The 16,338-nt window shown below is 70.4% G+C and carries 16 protein-coding genes; 13 read left to right on the plus strand and 3 right to left on the minus strand.

Features of this window, described 5'->3' with window-relative positions; all coding sequences use genetic code 11:
• Positions 1 to 41: 41 nt before the first annotated feature.
• The 8 genes from JNB50_RS15815 to JNB50_RS15850 all read left to right on the plus strand — a co-directional run bounded on the left by JNB50_RS15815 (position 42) and on the right by JNB50_RS15850 (position 10,248).
• Positions 42 to 920, plus strand: coding sequence for a carbohydrate ABC transporter permease (locus tag JNB50_RS15815; RefSeq protein ID WP_208041146.1), 879 nt, complete (start codon positions 42 to 44; stop codon positions 918 to 920).
• Positions 907 to 1,824 (plus strand): carbohydrate ABC transporter permease, encoded by a 918-nt coding sequence (locus tag JNB50_RS15820; RefSeq protein WP_208041147.1) that lies wholly within the window; start codon positions 907 to 909, stop codon positions 1,822 to 1,824. The genes JNB50_RS15815 and JNB50_RS15820 overlap by 14 nt, the downstream gene beginning before the upstream one ends.
• 26 nt (positions 1,825 to 1,850) lie before the next feature.
• Positions 1,851 to 3,293: a glycoside hydrolase family 5 protein gene (locus JNB50_RS15825; protein ID WP_208041148.1), complete on the plus strand. Its 1,443-nt coding sequence runs from the start codon at positions 1,851 to 1,853 to the stop codon at positions 3,291 to 3,293.
• 17 nt (positions 3,294 to 3,310) lie between these two features.
• A complete protein-coding gene (locus JNB50_RS15830; protein WP_208041149.1) occupies positions 3,311 to 4,543 on the plus strand; it encodes an ROK family transcriptional regulator in 1,233 nt (410 codons plus the stop codon).
• Between the two features lie 335 nt (positions 4,544 to 4,878).
• The gene (locus JNB50_RS15835) at positions 4,879 to 6,615 is read left to right on the plus strand and encodes an ABC transporter permease subunit (protein ID WP_208041150.1); all 1,737 of its coding nucleotides are present in this window, start codon (positions 4,879 to 4,881) and stop codon (positions 6,613 to 6,615) included.
• A 14-nt stretch (positions 6,616 to 6,629) separates the two neighbouring features.
• On the plus strand, positions 6,630 to 7,967 hold the full coding sequence (locus JNB50_RS15840) for a nitrate/sulfonate/bicarbonate ABC transporter ATP-binding protein (RefSeq protein ID WP_208041151.1): 1,338 nt from the start codon (positions 6,630 to 6,632) through the stop codon (positions 7,965 to 7,967).
• Positions 7,968 to 8,021: 54 nt separating this feature from the next.
• Positions 8,022 to 9,668, plus strand: a complete 1,647-nt coding sequence (locus JNB50_RS15845; protein WP_208041152.1) for an MFS transporter — start codon at positions 8,022 to 8,024, stop codon at positions 9,666 to 9,668.
• The gene (locus JNB50_RS15850) at positions 9,649 to 10,248 is read left to right on the plus strand and encodes a TetR family transcriptional regulator (RefSeq protein WP_208041153.1); all 600 of its coding nucleotides are present in this window, start codon (positions 9,649 to 9,651) and stop codon (positions 10,246 to 10,248) included. Before JNB50_RS15845 ends, JNB50_RS15850 begins: the two co-directional genes overlap by 20 nt.
• Before the next feature lie 3 nt (positions 10,249 to 10,251).
• On the opposite strand, the gene JNB50_RS15855 is transcribed toward JNB50_RS15850, so the two are convergent.
• Positions 10,252 to 10,719, minus strand: a complete 468-nt coding sequence (locus tag JNB50_RS15855; RefSeq protein WP_208041154.1) for a MarR family transcriptional regulator — start codon at positions 10,717 to 10,719, stop codon at positions 10,252 to 10,254.
• 92 nt (positions 10,720 to 10,811) lie between these two features.
• On the opposite strand from JNB50_RS15855, the gene JNB50_RS15860 reads away from it, so the two are divergent.
• From JNB50_RS15860 to JNB50_RS15870, 3 genes are all read left to right on the plus strand, one after another.
• Positions 10,812 to 11,720, plus strand: coding sequence for an alpha/beta fold hydrolase (locus JNB50_RS15860; protein WP_208041155.1), 909 nt, complete (start codon positions 10,812 to 10,814; stop codon positions 11,718 to 11,720).
• Positions 11,721 to 12,317: 597 nt separating this feature from the next.
• Positions 12,318 to 13,241 (plus strand): S1C family serine protease, encoded by a 924-nt coding sequence (locus JNB50_RS15865; RefSeq protein WP_208041156.1) that lies wholly within the window; start codon positions 12,318 to 12,320, stop codon positions 13,239 to 13,241.
• A gap of 111 nt (positions 13,242 to 13,352) precedes the next feature.
• Complete coding sequence (locus tag JNB50_RS15870; protein ID WP_208041157.1) at positions 13,353 to 13,649, plus strand: hypothetical protein; 297 nt, start codon at positions 13,353 to 13,355, stop codon at positions 13,647 to 13,649.
• Between the two features lie 14 nt (positions 13,650 to 13,663).
• Here JNB50_RS15870 and JNB50_RS15875 read toward each other — a convergent pair whose 3' ends face one another.
• Positions 13,664 to 14,446, minus strand: coding sequence for a nucleotidyltransferase domain-containing protein (locus JNB50_RS15875; protein ID WP_208041158.1), 783 nt, complete (start codon positions 14,444 to 14,446; stop codon positions 13,664 to 13,666).
• A 24-nt stretch (positions 14,447 to 14,470) separates the two neighbouring features.
• Positions 14,471 to 14,929 carry an SRPBCC domain-containing protein gene (locus tag JNB50_RS15880; RefSeq protein WP_208041159.1) on the minus strand — a complete coding sequence of 153 codons (459 nt, stop codon included), beginning with the start codon at positions 14,927 to 14,929 and terminating at the stop codon, positions 14,471 to 14,473.
• Positions 14,930 to 15,026: 97 nt separating this feature from the next.
• On the opposite strand from JNB50_RS15880, the gene JNB50_RS15885 reads away from it, so the two are divergent.
• On the plus strand, positions 15,027 to 15,884 hold the full coding sequence (locus tag JNB50_RS15885; RefSeq protein ID WP_307794752.1) for a metalloregulator ArsR/SmtB family transcription factor: 858 nt from the start codon (positions 15,027 to 15,029) through the stop codon (positions 15,882 to 15,884).
• Positions 15,871 to 16,314, plus strand: coding sequence for a DUF1801 domain-containing protein (locus tag JNB50_RS15890; protein WP_208041161.1), 444 nt, complete (start codon positions 15,871 to 15,873; stop codon positions 16,312 to 16,314). The genes JNB50_RS15885 and JNB50_RS15890 overlap by 14 nt, the downstream gene beginning before the upstream one ends.
• Positions 16,315 to 16,338 lie beyond the last annotated feature (24 nt).

The following is a 16,338-nucleotide window of genomic DNA, read 5'->3' on the forward strand; positions in this document are numbered from 1 at the left end:
GGCGACTGCCAAGCCCGCCGCGCACCACCGGCCTTGAGGCCATGAAGACCCGACTCGTCCCTTACACCTTCGTCGCGCCCGCGATGCTGCTGCTGATCGCTTTCGGCATCCTGCCGATCGCGGTCGCCCTCCTGGTCAGTTTCACCGACATGAACCTGGCCGGTCTCGGCGACTGGTCGCGCATCCGGTTCGTCGGCGGCGACAACTACTCCGCCCTCTTCGCCGACCCTGCGTTCTGGCAGGCGCTCGGGAACACCGCCCTGTTCGCGCTAGTCGGCGTGCCGAGCGTCGTCGTGCTGTCCCTGGTGATCGCCCTCGCGCTGAACCGCTCGCAGGGGCGCTTCTTCCGGGCGCTGCGCTCCTTCTACTTCGTTCCGGCGATCACCGCGATCGTCGCGGTCGCCCTGGTCTGGGGCTACCTCTACAACACCCAGTTCGGGCTCTTCAACTATCTGCTCTCGACCGTCGGCCTGCCGCCGGTGCCCTGGCTCTCCGACCCGACGGTCGTGAAGTTCTCCGTGGTGCTCGTCGCCGTCTGGCGCGGCCTCGGGCTCAACGTGATCATCTTCCTCGCGGCCCTGCAGGGTGTGCCGAAGGAGTATCTGGAGGCCGCGGCGATCGACGGCGCTTCCGGCCTCCGGCGCATCGTGTCCATCGTCATCCCCTTGCTGCGCTTCGCGATCTTCTTCGTCACCATCACCACCGTGATCGCCTGGCTGCAGTTCTTCGACGAGCCGTTCGTGCTCACCAAGGGCGGTCCGCTCGGGGCCTCCACCTCGATCTCGCTCTTCCTCTACCAGAAGGGGTTCTCGTCGAGCCAGTTCGGCTACGCCAGCGCCGGCTCGGTCGTCCTGGTCGCGATCATCGCGGTCATCACCGTCGTCCAGCTGCGCCTGAGGAGGTCCGATGTCGACTACTGAACTGCTCTCACGCGGGAGCCGTGCCCTGGCCGACGGCGAGGGCGACGGCGGCGCCTCCGGGGCCATGCCGCGAGGACGGCGCCGCAACCGGCGCGGCCGCGCCGGCACGATCGTGATCGGCGCGCTGCTGGGCGTCGGCGCGCTGGTCACCGCCTTCCCGTTCCTCTGGATGGTGTTCGCGTCGGTCAAGCCCCGCAGCGAGTCCGTCGCCTACCCGCCGCGGCTCCTGCCGCAGAAGCCGACCCTCGAGTACTTCGTGCAGCTGTTCACCGAGCTCGACTTTGGCCGGTACCTGCTGAACACCGTCATCATCGTGGTGATCTGCATGTTCGGCCTGCTGCTGATGGCGGCCGCCGGCTACGGGTTCGCCAAGTTCACCTTCCGGGGCAGGGATGCGCTGTTCTTCCTCGTGCTCGTCACCATGATGATCCCCGGCCAGGTCACGATGATCCCGAGCTACCTCATCCTGAACGGGGTGAAGCTGACGAACACCCTCGTCGGCATCGCGCTCCCCATGCTGGTCTCCGGCTTCGCGGTCTTCCTGTTCCGGCAGTTCATGGCGACCATCCCGACGGAGATCGTCGAGGCGGCGCGGATGGACGGCGCGGGGGAGTGGCGGATCTTCTTCCGCATCATCCTGCCGATGTCGCGGCCGATCCTCGCCGTGCAGATCGTGCTCACCTTCATCGCCGGCTGGAACAGCTTCCTCTGGCCGCTCATCATCGCCAACGACCAGAACCTCTACACGCTGTCCGTCGGGCTCTCGCTGCTCAACCAGCAGATCGCGACCAACCCGTCGCTGCAGATGGCGGCGTCCACCCTGATGGTCGTCCCCATCCTGATCGTCTTCGTCGTCTTCCAGCGCTACGTCGTGCAGGGCTTCGCTCTGTCCGGTCTCAAATGAGCAACCTGCAACCCGTGAGGAGCACCATGAACACTCCCGCCCGCCGTCAGCCCGCCGGATTCGTTCGCGCTGAGGGAACGCAGCTGGTCGACGACGACGGACCGCTGCTGCTGCGCGGCGTCGGGCTCGGCAACTGGCTGCTCGCCGAGGGGTACATGTGGGCGTTCGGCGACGAGCTGTCGTCTCCGCGCCAGATCGAACGCCGGTTCGCGGACCTGCTCGGCGCCGAACGTGCGCAGGACTTCTGGAGGCGGTTCCGCGACACGTTCGTGACCGAGCGCGACTTCGATCTGATCGCGGCGATGGGGTTCGACCACGTGCGGCTGCCGATCAACGCGCGCGGGGTGATGGACGACGACGGCGGCGTGATCGAGAGCGGGTTCGAGCTCATCGAGCGCGCGGTCCGCTGGAGCGAGCGTCACGGCCTGCGCATTCTGCTCGACCTGCACGGCGCCCCCGGCGGGCAGACCGGCACCAACATCGACGACTCCCCGAACGGGATGCCTGAGCTGTTCATGTCGGCGCGGTACCGCGCCCAGACCGTCGAGCTGTGGCGCGAGCTGGCCCGGCGCTACCGCGACCGCGAGGCCGTGCTCGGCTACGATCTGCTCAACGAGCCGCTGCCCAACGAGTGGCAGCACCGCTTCGCCGACGAACTGGTCGCGCTGTACCGCGAGCTGACCGCCGCGGTCCGCGAGATCGACGACCGCCACCTGCTGATGTACGAGGGCAGCCACTGGGCGACGAACCCCGAGCCGGTGAGCGTGCGCTACGACGACAACCAGGCGGTCCAGTTCCACCGCTACTGGTGCCCGCCCGACGAGACCAGCATCGCCGAGTTCCTGCGGGTGCGGCGCGACCTCGGCGTTCCCGTCTACATGGGCGAGGGTGGCGAGAACACGCCGGGCTGGATCTACGCGGCGACCCGCCTCTACGAGCGTCACGGCATCGGCTGGAACTTCTGGCCGTGGAAGAAGCTGGACACGCTGACCTCTCCGTTGTCGGTGCGCCGCCCGGCCGACTGGGAGCTCATCGCGGACCCCGCGTCGCGAGCGTCCGCGGCAGACGCCGAGCGGATCCTCGACGACTACCTGGCGGCGATCCCTGCCGACCGGTGCGAGGTTCGTGCCGGGGTGCTCGACGCCCTGTTCGCGCGGCCGGAGCTGCACCTGCCCGCGTGGACGGGCGTGCGCGACGCGGCGGAGACGCCGATCGTCGAGCTGACACCGGAGCCCGTACCCGAGGGGATCTGGCACCACACGGGCGGGCGTCCCTACGCCCACGATGAGTTCGTTCCGGTCGAGCTCGCCCCGGGCTCACGGCTCGAGTTCGGCTTCTCCGCTCCACCCGCGTCGTGGAGCATCGACGCCGATCGCCCGCACGCCCTCACGGCCAGTTGGCGTGACGGCACGCTGACCCTCGCCGCCGGTGAGCGCGTCCTGGTCCGCAGGCTCGAGGTCGGCGTGTGACGGGATATCGTCGAGCCATGAGCGCACCAGCACGGCCGACCGCCCCCGGCACCGCCCGGGAGTCGGCCACGGTGACGACCCTCCGCCAGCAGAACCGTGCAGCAGCCCTGCAGTTCGTGCTGCAGGCGGGGGAGACCACCCGTGCGGAGCTCGCCCGGCACTGCGGCTTCTCCTCCGCGTCGGCGGCGAACATCACCGCAGAGCTCATCGAGGACGGCCTGATCAGCGAGGTCGGCTCCGTCGCCTCCCGAGGCGGCCGCCCCATCTCGGTGATCGCACCGCGCGCCGACGGCGCCTACGCGATCGGCGTGGACGTGGGCGAGCGGGGTGTCGCCGTCGAGCTCTTCGACCTCTCGCTGGCCATGGTGGACCGGGAGTTCCGCGGCGGCCGTCAGGAGGAGTCCCCCGACGACATCCACCGCGACCTCACCGAGGCCATCGCCGAACTGCGCGAGCGCAACCGCGAACGCTGGCCGCGCGTGCTGGGAATCGGCCTCGGCCTCCCCGGTGTCGTGGAGACCGAGGCGGACGGGTCCCAGGTGCTGTTCGCGCAGAGCCTCGGCTGGGAGCCGCGACCGATCCCGCTCGACCTGGATCCCGACCTGCCGGTCTTCGCGGAGAACGGAGCAAAGACCCAGGCCAGGGCCGAGCTCTGGTACGGAGCCGCCCGCGGCATCGACGACGCCGTCGTGGCGCTGCTCGGCCGTGGAGTCGGCCTGGGCATCATCAGCGACGGGGAGCTCGAGCACGGGGCGTTCAGCAGTGCGGGCGAGTGGGGTCACACCAAGATCCGTTTCGGCGGCGCGCTGTGCCGGTGCGGTCAGCTCGGCTGCGTCGAGGCCTATGTGGGCGCCGACGCGATCCTCGCCGCGTGGCAGTCGCGGGGCGGCATGTTCGACGGCAGCGGATGGCAGGCCATCGGCGCACTCCTCACCGCAGCGCAGACCGATGTCGAGGCGGCGAGCGTGGTCGACGACGTGATCGAGGCGCTCGGCGCGGCCCTCGGCAGCGTCGTCAACCTCACCAACCCGGAGCGCATCGTCATCGGCGGCTGGGTCGGGATGCGGCTGATGGAGCACCACTCCGAGCGGATCGCGGCGGCCGTGCGGCGCAACTGTCTCGACCGCATGGGTGAGCAGTTCGAGCTCGTCCCCGCCACCTTCGGCGGCGACACCGTCGCCCTCGGCTCCGCCCTGATGCCGATCCGCGCCCTCATCGACACCCCGCGCCAGTCCACGACACGTGAGTGATCGCAGGAATCCACGCCCGGATTCCTGCGATCACTCACGTCTCGATGGCCGTGTGGATTTCGTTAGAGGACCGCGCGGGGGACCGGGGGTCTGTTAGGTTTTTCCCGGCAGAAACGGGGAGTCCCGTCCTCGGCCAGCGCGGCGCCGGCGGAACCTGGCGTGCGCCTGCCCCGATCAGCGAGGAGGTGACCCGCCGTGAGCGACGATCATAGTCCGTCTCGTCCCTGCTGCCCGGCGGCGGCCTCCGTGCCCAGCGCACCCGGCCACCACTGAGCCTCGCAGCACGAGGACGAGCCTCCGTCTCCCGTCTGCCCTCGACTCAGGGAGGTCCTGTCGTGCCTCTTCTCCGCACCGTTCCCGGCGCCGGCACGCTCCGCCGCGTCCGTTTCCGCTGGCTCGACGTGGTGGTCGCCGTCGCGATCGTCGTCCTCTTCTACCTGGTGATCCAGGCGACCGCCGGGGCGACCGCTCCGCTGCGGCTCGCCGAGGTGCCCTCGTCCATCGACACCGATCCCGCGTTGCTGCCGTACTACGCGCTGCGATCGTTGCTGCGGATGTTCGCCGCGCTCGCCGCGTCGCTGGTGTTCACCTTCGTGGTCGCCACCGCCGCCGCCCGGCTGCCGCGGGCCGAGAAAGTGATCCTGCCGGCGCTCGACATCCTCCAGTCGGTGCCGATCCTGGGCTTCCTTTCGGTGACGGTGACCGGGTTCATCGCGCTCTTCCCCGGCTCGACGCTGGGGCTGGAGTCCGCGGCGATCTTCGCGATCTTCACCTCGCAGGTGTGGAACATGACGTTCTCGTTCTACGCGTCGCTGACCAGCCAGCCGCGCGACCTCGACGAGGCGGCCCGGCTGATGCGGCTGACCAAGTGGCAGCGGTTCTGGAAGCTCGACGTCCCCTCCGGGATGATCCCGCTGGTGTGGAACGGCATGATGAGCTTCGGCGGCGCCTGGTTCTTCCTTGCGGCCTCCGAGGCGATCACGGTCAACAATCACAGCTACGCCCTCCCGGGTGTCGGCGCGTACGTCGCCTCGGCGGTGCAGGCCGGGCAGCTCGACAGGGTCGGCTGGGCGATCCTCACCATGACGATCATGGTGTTGGGGGTGAATTTCCTGTTCTGGCGGCCGCTGGTCGCGTGGGCGGAGCGGTTCCGGCAGGAGGACACCGCCCCGACCGACCGGCCGCGCAGCGTCGTGCTCGACGTGATCAGCCGCTCCTGGCTCCCGCGCACCGTCGAGCGCGGGTTCCGGCCCATCGCCCGCGGCCTCGACCGGGCCACGCGCCCGTTCGGTCTGGCCGAGCATCCGCTGCGGGTGCCGGAGGCCCGCAAGCGCACGCTCGACGTGGCCGTGACCGTCCTCGTGGTGGCCGCCATCCTGGTGGGGGCGGTCGCCGCGTACGTGTTCATCCAGCGTTCGGTCGGTCTCGGCGCCTTCCTCGAGGCGTTCGGTCTCGGCGCGATCACGATGGCGCGCGTGGTGGTGATCCTGCTGTTCGCGACGATCGTCTGGGTGCCGATCGGCGTCTGGATCGGCATGAATCCGCGCATCAGCCGGCTGGCCCAGCCTGTCGTGCAGCTGCTGGCCAGCTTCCCCGCGAACTTCCTGTTCCCGTTCGCGATCGCGTTCTTCGTCGCGTCCGGCATCCCGCTGAACATCGGCGGCATCCTGCTGATGGCGCTGGGGTCGCAGTGGTACATCCTCTTCAACGTGATCGCGGGGGCGAGCGCGATCCCGACCGACCTGCGGCAGGCGATGGACAGCTTCGGGGTCGGCAGGGTACAGCGCTGGCGGCGGCTGATCCTCCCCGCGATCTTCCCGGCCTACGTCACCGGCGGCATCACCGCGGCAGGCGGGGCCTGGAACGCCTCCATCGTCGCCGAAGTCGTCACGTACAACCACCACACCTACACGGCGACCGGCCTCGGCGCCTACATCGCCGACGCCACCACGACCGGCGACATGGCCAAGGTGCTCGTCGGAGTGATCGTGATGTCCGTCTTCGTCGTCGGACTCAACCGTCTGTTCTGGCGCCGTCTCTACGCGGTCGCCGAGCGCCGCTTCAGCCTGTGAGGAAGGTCTCCACCATGACCACCACGACCGCCACGCTCATCGACGTCAGCGACGTCACGAAGTCGTTCGCCACCGACGGCGGCGAGAAGATCGTCCTCTCCGGCGTCTCGCTGAGCATCCGCCAGGGCGAGATCGTCGCCCTCCTCGGCCGCTCAGGGTCGGGCAAGAGCACCCTGCTGCGCTGCATCGCCGGACTGATCGCGCCGACGTCAGGCACCGTCTCGTTCAAGGGCGAGGTGCTCAACGGCGCCAACCCGGGCACCGCCCTCGTCTTCCAGTCGTTCGCCCTGCTGCCGTGGCTGACCGTGCTCGAGAACGTCGAGCTCGGACTGGAGGCCAAGGGGGTGCGTGCGGAGGTCCGTCGCGAGCGGGCGCTGCGCGCGATCGACCAGATCGGCCTCGACGGCTTCGAGTCGGCGTACCCGAAGGAGCTCTCCGGCGGGATGCGTCAGCGCGTCGGCTTCGCCCGAGCGCTCGTCGTGGAACCCGACGTGCTGCTGATGGACGAGCCGTTCTCCGCGCTGGACGTGCTCACGAGCGAGAACCTCCGCGGCGAGCTGGTGCGCATGTGGAGTGACGGGACGCTCCCGACCCGCACCGCGCTCATCGTCACGCACAACATCGAGGAGGCCATCCAGCTCGCCGACCGCGTCGTCGTGCTCGACTCCAACCCTGGCCGGATCAAGGCCGAGCTCGCCGTCACCCTCCCGCAGCCGCGCGACCGGCGCAGCCCGGGGTTCGAGGCGCTCGTCGACGAGGTGTACGGCATCCTGACCGGGCAGCAGGCCGAGCCGCGTGCGAGCGCGGTCGAGAGCGGCGCTCGGCAGGGGGCCGCCGCCGACGGAATCGACATCCCGCTGCCGGCGGTGAGCACCGGCGAGCTCGGCGGTCTCGTCGAGCTGCTCGCCGAGCGCGGAGGGCAGGACGGCCTGGCCGAGATCGCGGACGAGCTCCGGTACGAGATCGACGACCTCCTGCCTGTCGTCGACGCCGCCCAGCTGCTCAAGCTGGCGCGGCCACAGGGCACGGAGCTGCGGATCACCGAGCAGGGCAGGCGGTATGCGGGCGCCGATCAGCTGCGTGCCAAGGAGCAGTTCGCCACGCTCGCGATGGAGGCCGCGCCGCTCGTCCGCCGCATCGTGCGCGATCTGCGTCACACCGGCACCGGAGCGATCGGGACGGACGACATCCTCGCCGAGCTGCGCACGTACTACGGAACCGACGACGCCCAGCGCCAGCTGGACACGGCCATCGACTGGGGCCGCTACGGCGAGCTGTTCGAGTTCGACGCCGACAGCGGTCGGTTGCTGCTGCCGACGCACCCCGATGCCGAGCAGCAGCGGGTGTCCTGAAAAACTGACACAAACTGTCAAAAAGCGCCTACTATGCAAATGGAGGTGACTTTCATGAATGGACAGCGGAAATGGTGGGCGCTCGCGGCGGTGAGCCTGAGCGTCCTGGCGGTGGGCATCGACGGCACGGTTCTGTCGATCGCCCTCCCGACGCTCGCGAACGCGCTGCACGCGAGCGAGACCGAACTGGAGTGGTTCTCGTCCGGCTACCTGCTGATGCTGGCGGCCGCCGTGCTGCCGCTCGGCCTGCTGGGCGACCGGTTCGGCCGCAAGGCGGTGCTGCTCGTCTCGCTCGCGGCGTTCGGGGCCGGTTCGGCGCTGTGCGCGTTCGCGACCACGCCGACGGTGTTCCTGATCGCCCGCCTGCTGATGGGCGTCGCGGGGGCAGGGGTCGCGGTCATGGCGCTCTCGGCCCTGACGGTGTTCTTCGACGAGGCGAGCCGGCCCAGAGCCGTCGGCGTGTTCTCGGCAGCGAACTTCCTGTCGCTTCCGCTCGGCCCGATCCTGGGCGGCTGGATGCTCGCCAACCTCTGGTGGGGCTGGGTGTTCCTGCTCAACATCCCGGTGGTCGCGATCGGGCTCCTGGCGGTCGCCGTGCTCGTGCCCGAGTCGAAGGCGGCCGAACGTCCGGGCTTCGACGTGATCGGCGTGCTCTCGTCCGTCGGCGGTCTGGTCGTCTTCACGTACGGCATCATCGAGGCAGGCCAGCACGGCTGGACGGACGCGGGCGCGCTGACCTCCCTCGGGCTCGGCGTCGCCATCCTCGCCGGGTTCGTCGCGTGGGAGGTCGCCCTCACCCGGCGCGGCCGCTCGCCGCTCGTCGACACCCGGCTGTTCCGCTCCCGGTCGTTCACGGGGGGCGCTGCGCTCGCCGGGGTGGCCGGGATGGGGATGGTCGGGCTGCTGTTCGTGATGCCGCAGTTCTTCCAGGCCGTCCAGGGCGTCGACGTCTTCGCCTCCGGGCTGCGCCTGCTGCCGTTCGTGCTCGGCATGCTGATCGGCGCGCTGCCGGCCGGCCGCATCGCCGCCGCCATCGGCTTCCGGGCGACGGTGACCATCGGTTTCGTCGTGATCGCGGTCGGGTCCGTGCTCGGCTCGCGGACGACGGCCTCCACCAGCGAGCTGCTCATCGCCGGCTGGATGGCGACGGTCTGCGCCGGCGCGGGGCTCGCGCTCACCGCGGCGATGTCCGCCGCCCTGTCGCGGCTCACCGCCGAGCACAGTGGAGTCGGGTCGGGCGTCGTGCAGGCGCTGCAGAAGACGAGCGCCCCGCTGGGCACGGCCATCCTCGGCAGCGTCGTCGCGGCGGTCTACACCGCGCAGCTGAGCTCTGTGCTCGCGGCGCCGGCGGTTCCGGAGGCCGTGGCCTCCGCGGCGAAGTCGAGCGTCTACGCGGGCCTCGCCGTGGCCGAACGGCTGCACTCGCCGGCGCTCGCGGCCTCCGTGCGCGCGGCATTCACGACCGGAATGAGCGTTTCGCTGCTGGTCTCCGCCGGCATCGCCGTCGCAGGGGCCATCATGGCGGTGGTGATCCTGCCGCGCCGAGCGGCGGCCCCGGGGGCGGAAGCGCCGGCCGGAGCTGTCGCTCCCGGATCGACCACCACCGGATCGACCAGCGCCGGGCCGGCCACCGCCGAGCCGACCACCGCCGAGCCGACCACACCGAGCAGAAGGAGCGCGCATGCCGGACGGCACGTCTGACAGACCGGGGCTGCGCGAGCGCAAGAAGGCCCGCACCCGCGCGGCCATCCAGTCGCACGCCCTGCGGCTGTTCACCGACCAGGGCTACGACCAGACCACCATCGATCAGATCATCGACGCCGCCGACGTGTCGGCGAGCACCTTCTTCCGCTACTTCCCGACCAAGGAATCGGTCGTGCTGTTCGACGACTTCGACCCGCGGATCATCGCCGCGTTCCAGGCGCAGCCCCAGGGGGTCCCTCCCGTCGCGGCTCTGCGCGTGGCGCTCAGGGAGGCGTTCGTCGGCCTGACCGCGGAGCAGCTCGAGGAGCAGCGCGAACGGCTCGCGCTCGTCCTCGGCGTGCCGGCGCTGCGCGGTGCCATGCTCGACCAGCTGTCGCAGGCGATGCTGCTCGTGTCGGAGGCGATCGCCGACCGGGAGGACCGCTCGCGCGACGACTTCGCCGTGCGGACCATCGCGGGCGCGATCGTCGGCAGCATGTTCGCGGTGCTCGCCCAGCTCGCGGACGACCCCGACGCCGAACTGGCCGACCTGATCGACGAGGCCTTCTCGTTCCTGGAGGGCGGGCTGCGGCTGTAGCCGCTATTCGCTGCGCACCAGCCGCTCGACCGCCTCCTGGGTGAGTGCGATCGACTGCTCCTGGTAGCGGACCAGGAACTCCAGCTGCTCGGTGGTCAGCGAGTCGTGCAGGGTCTGAAAGGCCTCCCCGATCCACTGGTAAACGTTCGGACCGGACGACAGCACGGCGAAGTCGGCCGAGAGCAGCACCCGCCGACGGTCGGCCGCGTCGGTCTCCCTGCGCGCGAAGCCGCGCCGGATCAGGCGGTCGGCGATCCCGGTGACGGCGCCGGAGGTCAGCCCGAGGGCCGTGCCGAGCTGGCCGGCCGTCTGCGGGCCGTTGCGCATCAGGAGGTCGAGGGCCTTCATGTCGCTCACCCCGAGGCCGTATCCCGCCGCCGCCCGCTGCTGGAAGAGCGCGGTCAGGCTCGCGGATTGCGCACCCAGGTCGGTCAGCTGCGCGATCAGGGCGTCACGATTCTGTGCTTCCACTCTTGCGAACCTCTCACTTGCTCATTATCTTAGTCACTAAGAGAATCTCCACTGACCGACGATCCACGCGATCCCGACGAAAGGCAGCTCCGATGTCCCGGACAACCGTCACCGCACCACCCACCGATCTCCTCACCGCGCACCTCGTGTCCTCCGAGGATGGCACGCCGATCGAGTACTTCAGCACAGGAACCGGCCCCGGCCTCGTCGTCGTCCACGGCACGATGCAGTCGGCGGCGAGCCAGAGCGAGCTCGCCGGAGCCCTCTCCGACACGTTCGCCGTGCACCTGCTGAACCGCCGAGGCCGCGGCCGCAGCGGCGCCTACCCGGCCCTGACCGACTACGACCCCGCCGCCGAGGTCGCCGACATCGAGGCGGTCGTGGCGGCCACGGGAGCGACCGCGGTGCTGGGCATCAGCTCGGGCGGCATCCTCGCGGCGGAGGTCGGCCTCCGTCACCCCGAGCTCACGGTGGTGCTCTTCGAACCGGCCCTGGTCGCGGACGGGTCGCTCGACCTCGACGCCTTCCTGCGCCGCTTCGAGCCGGAGGTCGCCCGCGGCGACGTCCCGGCCTACATGGTCACCGCGCTGTTGGGGACGCAGATGGGGCCGGGCTTCCTGCGCTTCTTCCCGCGACGGATGCTGGAATCCACCACGCGGAAGATGATCGCCAAGGACGCCGGAACCCTTCCGGCCGGCGGCGCCACGATGGCCGAGCTGGCGAGCGCGGTGCCGTACGACATGCGCATCGTCGCCGCCCACGCCGACCGCATCGAGGACTACCGGGCGCTGCGCGGGCACGTCGTCCTCGTCGGCGCCGCGAAGTCACCCGCCTACCTGAAGCACGCCGTCGAGCGCCTCCACCAGCTGCTCCCTGGCGCCGCGACCGCCACGATCGACGGCGTCGGCCACTCGGCGACGCAGAACGCCGCCGACGGCGGCAAGCCGGCCGCCGTCGCCGCGGCCCTCCGCGAGCGTCTCGGCCACCTCGCCGCCCGCTGAGCGGCGCCCGTCGCGCGCCGCCTCCGTCGCGCCGCGCACCGCCCCCGACATTCGTCACGAATCTCGCGATTCGTGCCACGAATCCCGACATTCGTGACGAATCTCGCTTTTCGCACCACGGCGTGGTCGCGTTCGCCGCGACACCGTGTCGGGAGATTCGTGACGAATCTCGTGATTCGTGCCACGAATCCGCACATTCGTGACGAATCTCGCAATTCGCACCACGGCGTGGTCGCGTTCGCCGCGACACCGTGTCGGGAGATTCGTGACGAATCCCGCGATTCGTGCCACGAATCCCGACATTCGTGACGAATCTCGCGTTTCGCACCACGGCGTGGTCGCGTTCGCCGCGACACCGTGTCGGGACATTCGTGACGAATCTCGCGATTCGTGCCACGAATCCGCACATTCGTGACGAATCTCGCATTTCGCACCACGGCGTGGTTGCGTTCGCCGCGACACCGTGTCGGGAGATTCGTGACGAATGTCGGGATTCGTGGCACGAATGTGCGCATTCGTGACGAAAGTCGGGCGTGGTGCCGTGCGCCGTGGGCGAACGCGGGGAGCGCCGCGGCGCGGGAGGCGCACACTCGTCTCATGACGGATGCGGGAGCCCTGGACTCCTACTCGGCCGTGGTGGTGCGCGTCGCCGCCACCGTCGGCCCCGCGGTCGCCGCGGTGACCGCGCGGACCTCCCGCGGCGTCGGCCTCGGCAGCGCGACGGTCGTGTCGGAGGAGGGCCACCTCCTGACCAGCGCGCACGTGGTGGAGGGCGCGACCCAGGTCGACCTGGCGTTCGGCGACGGCACCCGGGTGCGTGCGCGCGTCGTCGGGAGGGATCCGCTCTCCGACCTCGCCGTGCTGCAGGCCGACGAGTCCACCCCCGCGCCCGTCGAACTGGGAGATGCGTCCGCGCTGCAGGTCGGCCAGCTGGTCGTCGCGGTCGGCAACCCGCTGGGCCTCGCGGGAAGCGTGACCGCAGGCATCGTCTCGGCGCTCGGCCGTTCGCTGCCGACGCGGGCCGGACGTGTCGTCGACGAGGTCATCCAGACCGATGCGGCGCTGAACCCCGGCAACAGCGGCGGAGCGCTCGCCGACAGCTCGGCCCGCGTGGTCGGCGTGAACACCGCCGTCGCCGGCACCGGCCTCGGCCTGGCCGTGCCGGTCAACGCGACCAGCCGGCAGATCCTGGACACGCTGATGCGGGAGGGCCGCGTGCGTCGCGGCTGGCTCGGCATCGCGGGAGCCGAGATCGCCCTCCAGGAGGCCGTCGCCCGCAAAGCGGGGGCCCGGACCGGCATCCAGGTCATGTCGGTGGTGCCGGACAGCCCGGCCGACCTGGCCGGGGTCCGGCCAGGCGACGTGCTGATCTCGCTCGATCGCGTGCGCATCCACGCGGTCGCCGACCTCCAGCGCCTGATGATCGCGAGCACCATCGGCCGCCGCCTCGAACTCACGGTGTGGCGCAACGGCGCCCTCGTCGACGCCGTCGTGGAGCCCACGGAGCTCGCCGACGCGTAGCCGGCGGAGAAGAGGTGTGCGCCGAATGTGGCCTTCGGCGGCTCCGAACGCCACATTCGGCGCTAATCTCCGACCGGTAGGCTGACGGGAGGAGCCAGAAGGAGAGCACGCGTGTCCATTCCGATCAGCACCGACCAGCAGCAGGCGATCCTCGGCGTCGAGGTCGCCAGGTACATTTCCGACGGCTGGGCAGCGGAGTCCGTGGTCGGCGCGACGGCGACCCTCACCAAGAACAAGCGGATCGGCTGGTTCTGGAACACCATCCTCACCCTGCTCACCGCCGGCCTGTGGCTCATCGTGGTCATCTACCGCGTCGTGAACCGCAAGCGCTACACGATCGTGCTCACCGTCGATTCGAACGGGCGTGTCCGCCGGTCGGACCGCGGCGGGGCGCGGACGTCGCGGTAGGAGGCCACTGAGGCTCAGCGGCCTCGCCGGTGCGTCGACGGCGGCATCGTCGGCAACGGCGTCGACAACTCGTCCAGCGCCGGCGCGAGACGGGCGGCCCGGTGCGCATCCCGCTGCTCGATCTCGTCGAAGAGCAGCCGCACGAGCGCGCACCGGCTCGCGTCGAGTTCCGTGCGGCTCACGCGTGCCGCTCTGCTGCGATCGAGCCTCGAAAGGTCCTCGCTGGAGAGGCCGTCGACGCCGCGGCCGTGCCAGGAGGGAAGACCGCTGCGGACGCACATCAGGGTGCCGACCTCCTCGCGCAGCTGATCGAGCATCGTCGTTGCCTGCCAGAGCCGACCGCGGGCGATCGCGGACCGGGCGTGGAGGGCGAGCAGCCAGGCTGTCCCGATCGTGCGCGCGAGGTCGGGAGCGCCCGCCTCTACCGGCTCCTGCGGTGTTCCGAAGAGCAGCCGGAAGGGCTCCCCGGTCGAACGGAATCGATCGAACGGCCAGAACGACAGATCCACCTGCAGCGAGGACTCGAGGAGGAAGACCCGGTACCGGACGCCGCCGGAGACCACGTCGGCTGTGTCCGCGACCGGGCTGATCCCGCCGAGGAGGGCGGTCCACTCGCGTACGACAGCCGGCTCGTCGGCGCCGTCGGCGAGCTGCAGCGCGAGGTCGATGTCCGACCACTCGTCTTCGGCGTCGCGCGCGGCGGAGCCCACCAGGGCGGCACCCACGACGGCCGGGTCGCGTCTCGCCGCCTCGACCAGCGCTGCCCGGATTCCTTCGCGTTCGGCAGTCGTGAACATGGTCCGAGTCAAGCGCAGGAACGCTCAACCCACCAGTCGGGCCAGATTCTCCAGCTCGTTCGCCCGCCCAGCGAGGAGCCGCTCGGTCCAGACCTCGTCGTGCAACTCCTCCACCTGCATGACGACACGCGTGCCCTCGGCAGCCGGCTGGAGGTCGACGACGGTGAGCTGCTCGTAGGGCTCGTGGTCGGGGACGAAATCGATGGTCGACCGGTAGGCGATCCTGCTGGTGGGCGCCAGTTCGGTGAAGATCTTGCGTGACCGGGTACTGAGCGGCAGCCCGTTCTGCTCGAGGAACGCCACCTGCTCCGGCGCCTCCGCGGTCATCGTGTAGACGAGTTCGCCACCGGGGCGCAGGTCGAGGCTGTCGACCTCGGTGCGGAAGCCGTCGGGCGCCCACCACTGTGCGATCCCCTCCGGAGTGGTCCACAGGTTCCAGATGGTCTCGGGCTCGGCCGACACGGTGCGTTCGATGGTCTTCATGGTGATCTCCTGTCGTCGTCGTGATGCGTTCGGGGTCACCATATATTCGTCTAGACGAATGTGTCAACTCCCGTTATTCTGCGTAAGAGGAGGCGAAGTGGACGCGCAGCAGGTCTTGGCGGCGATCGGCGAGCCGACGCGGTTCCGCATCGTGACGCTGCTGGCGGACGGCCCGCGCACGGTGGGCGAGCTGACCTCGGCGCTCGGCGCCCTCCAGCCGCAGACGACGAAGCACGTACAGGCGCTGCAAGCGGCAGGGATCATCCGGGTGCAGCGCCTGGGGCGCCGCCGGCTCGCGCGCCTCGACCGCGAAGCGCTCCGCCAGGTCGCGGGCTGGTTCGACCGGCTGGCCGAGTCGACCGACGACGATCGGGCACTCGACGCGTATGCGGAGGCGGTGGCGTCGGCGGAGCGGGAGGCGACCGACGGGGGCGGCGCGTCCGTCGACTTCACGATCGTGCGCCGCATCCCAGCCTTACGCGCGGACGTCTGGCGCGCCTGGACCGATCCGCAGGTCGCCGCCCGCTGGTGGGCGCCGCAGCACTTCACGGTGGTCCGCTGCGCGATCGAGCCGAGGCCGGGCGCGCGCGTGGAGCTGGTCCTGCGCGAGGGCGACGGGGCCGAGTACGCGGCGGCGGGAGCGGTGCGGGAGGTCGAGGCGCGGAGCCGATTGGCCTTCGACCTGTCGCCGCTGGACGCCGAGGGCCGCGTGCTCTTCCCGGTGGAGGTCGACGTGCGGCTGGAAGACGCCGGTGAGGGCGAGGGCGAGCGTGCTGACAAGCGCGCCACCATCGTGACCGTAGCGATCCGCGCGACCACGGCGGAGGCGTCGGCCGCGCCGATGCTGGCGGGGCTGGAGCCGGGATGGTCGCAGCAGCTGGAGCGGTTGGTCGGGGTGCTTGAAGCTCCCCGTGGCCGTGCCCGAGACGTACGATCCTCGCATGACCCCCACTGACCTCCCGCACTCGATGACCGGCCGCGCCAGCCCCGCGAAGGCCGCCGACGGCGATGCGCCCGTCTTCGCCTACATCGCGACGCTTCCGCAGCCGCAGCGCGGCATCGCCGAGGCCGTCGACGCGCTTGCGGCGCGCACCCTTCCCGGCCTCCGTCGTTCGGTCAAGTGGGGGATGTCGTACTACGGAGTCGGCGACGGCTGGTGCTTCTCGTGCGGTGCCTTCGACGACCACGTCAAGCTCATGTTCGTCAACGGCGTGACGCTCGTCCCTGTGCCGCCGGTGACGCCGGTGGGGATGGGCAAGGCCACGCGGGGAGTCGAGCTGCAGTCCGTGGACGACCTCGACGAGCGCCAGGTCGCCGAGTGGATGCGGCAGGTGACCTCGGTGCCGGGTGTCGGCGGCAGGAAGCGGCGGCCCTCAGGGGCGTGAGACGGTCACAACAGTTCGTTGTGG

It is taken from the genome of Leifsonia sp. TF02-11, assembly GCF_017565305.1.
GTDB lineage: Bacteria > Actinomycetota > Actinomycetes > Actinomycetales > Microbacteriaceae > Leifsonia.

Coding starts and splice junctions, on each gene's coding strand:
- JNB50_RS15890 (WP_208041161.1), top strand. CDS start 15,871: ATGACCCCCACTGACCTCCCGCACTCGATGACCGGCCGCGCCAGCCCC.
- JNB50_RS15880 (WP_208041159.1), bottom strand. CDS start 14,929: ATGAAGACCATCGAACGCACCGTGTCGGCCGAGCCCGAGACCATCTGG.
- JNB50_RS15850 (WP_208041153.1), top strand. CDS start 9,649: ATGCCGGACGGCACGTCTGACAGACCGGGGCTGCGCGAGCGCAAGAAG.
- JNB50_RS15815 (WP_208041146.1), top strand. CDS start 42: ATGAAGACCCGACTCGTCCCTTACACCTTCGTCGCGCCCGCGATGCTG.
- JNB50_RS15830 (WP_208041149.1), top strand. CDS start 3,311: ATGAGCGCACCAGCACGGCCGACCGCCCCCGGCACCGCCCGGGAGTCG.
- JNB50_RS15875 (WP_208041158.1), bottom strand. CDS start 14,446: ATGTTCACGACTGCCGAACGCGAAGGAATCCGGGCAGCGCTGGTCGAG.
- JNB50_RS15825 (WP_208041148.1), top strand. CDS start 1,851: ATGAACACTCCCGCCCGCCGTCAGCCCGCCGGATTCGTTCGCGCTGAG.
- JNB50_RS15845 (WP_208041152.1), top strand. CDS start 8,022: ATGAATGGACAGCGGAAATGGTGGGCGCTCGCGGCGGTGAGCCTGAGC.
- JNB50_RS15820 (WP_208041147.1), top strand. CDS start 907: ATGTCGACTACTGAACTGCTCTCACGCGGGAGCCGTGCCCTGGCCGAC.
- JNB50_RS15860 (WP_208041155.1), top strand. CDS start 10,812: ATGTCCCGGACAACCGTCACCGCACCACCCACCGATCTCCTCACCGCG.
- JNB50_RS15840 (WP_208041151.1), top strand. CDS start 6,630: ATGACCACCACGACCGCCACGCTCATCGACGTCAGCGACGTCACGAAG.
- JNB50_RS15865 (WP_208041156.1), top strand. CDS start 12,318: ATGACGGATGCGGGAGCCCTGGACTCCTACTCGGCCGTGGTGGTGCGC.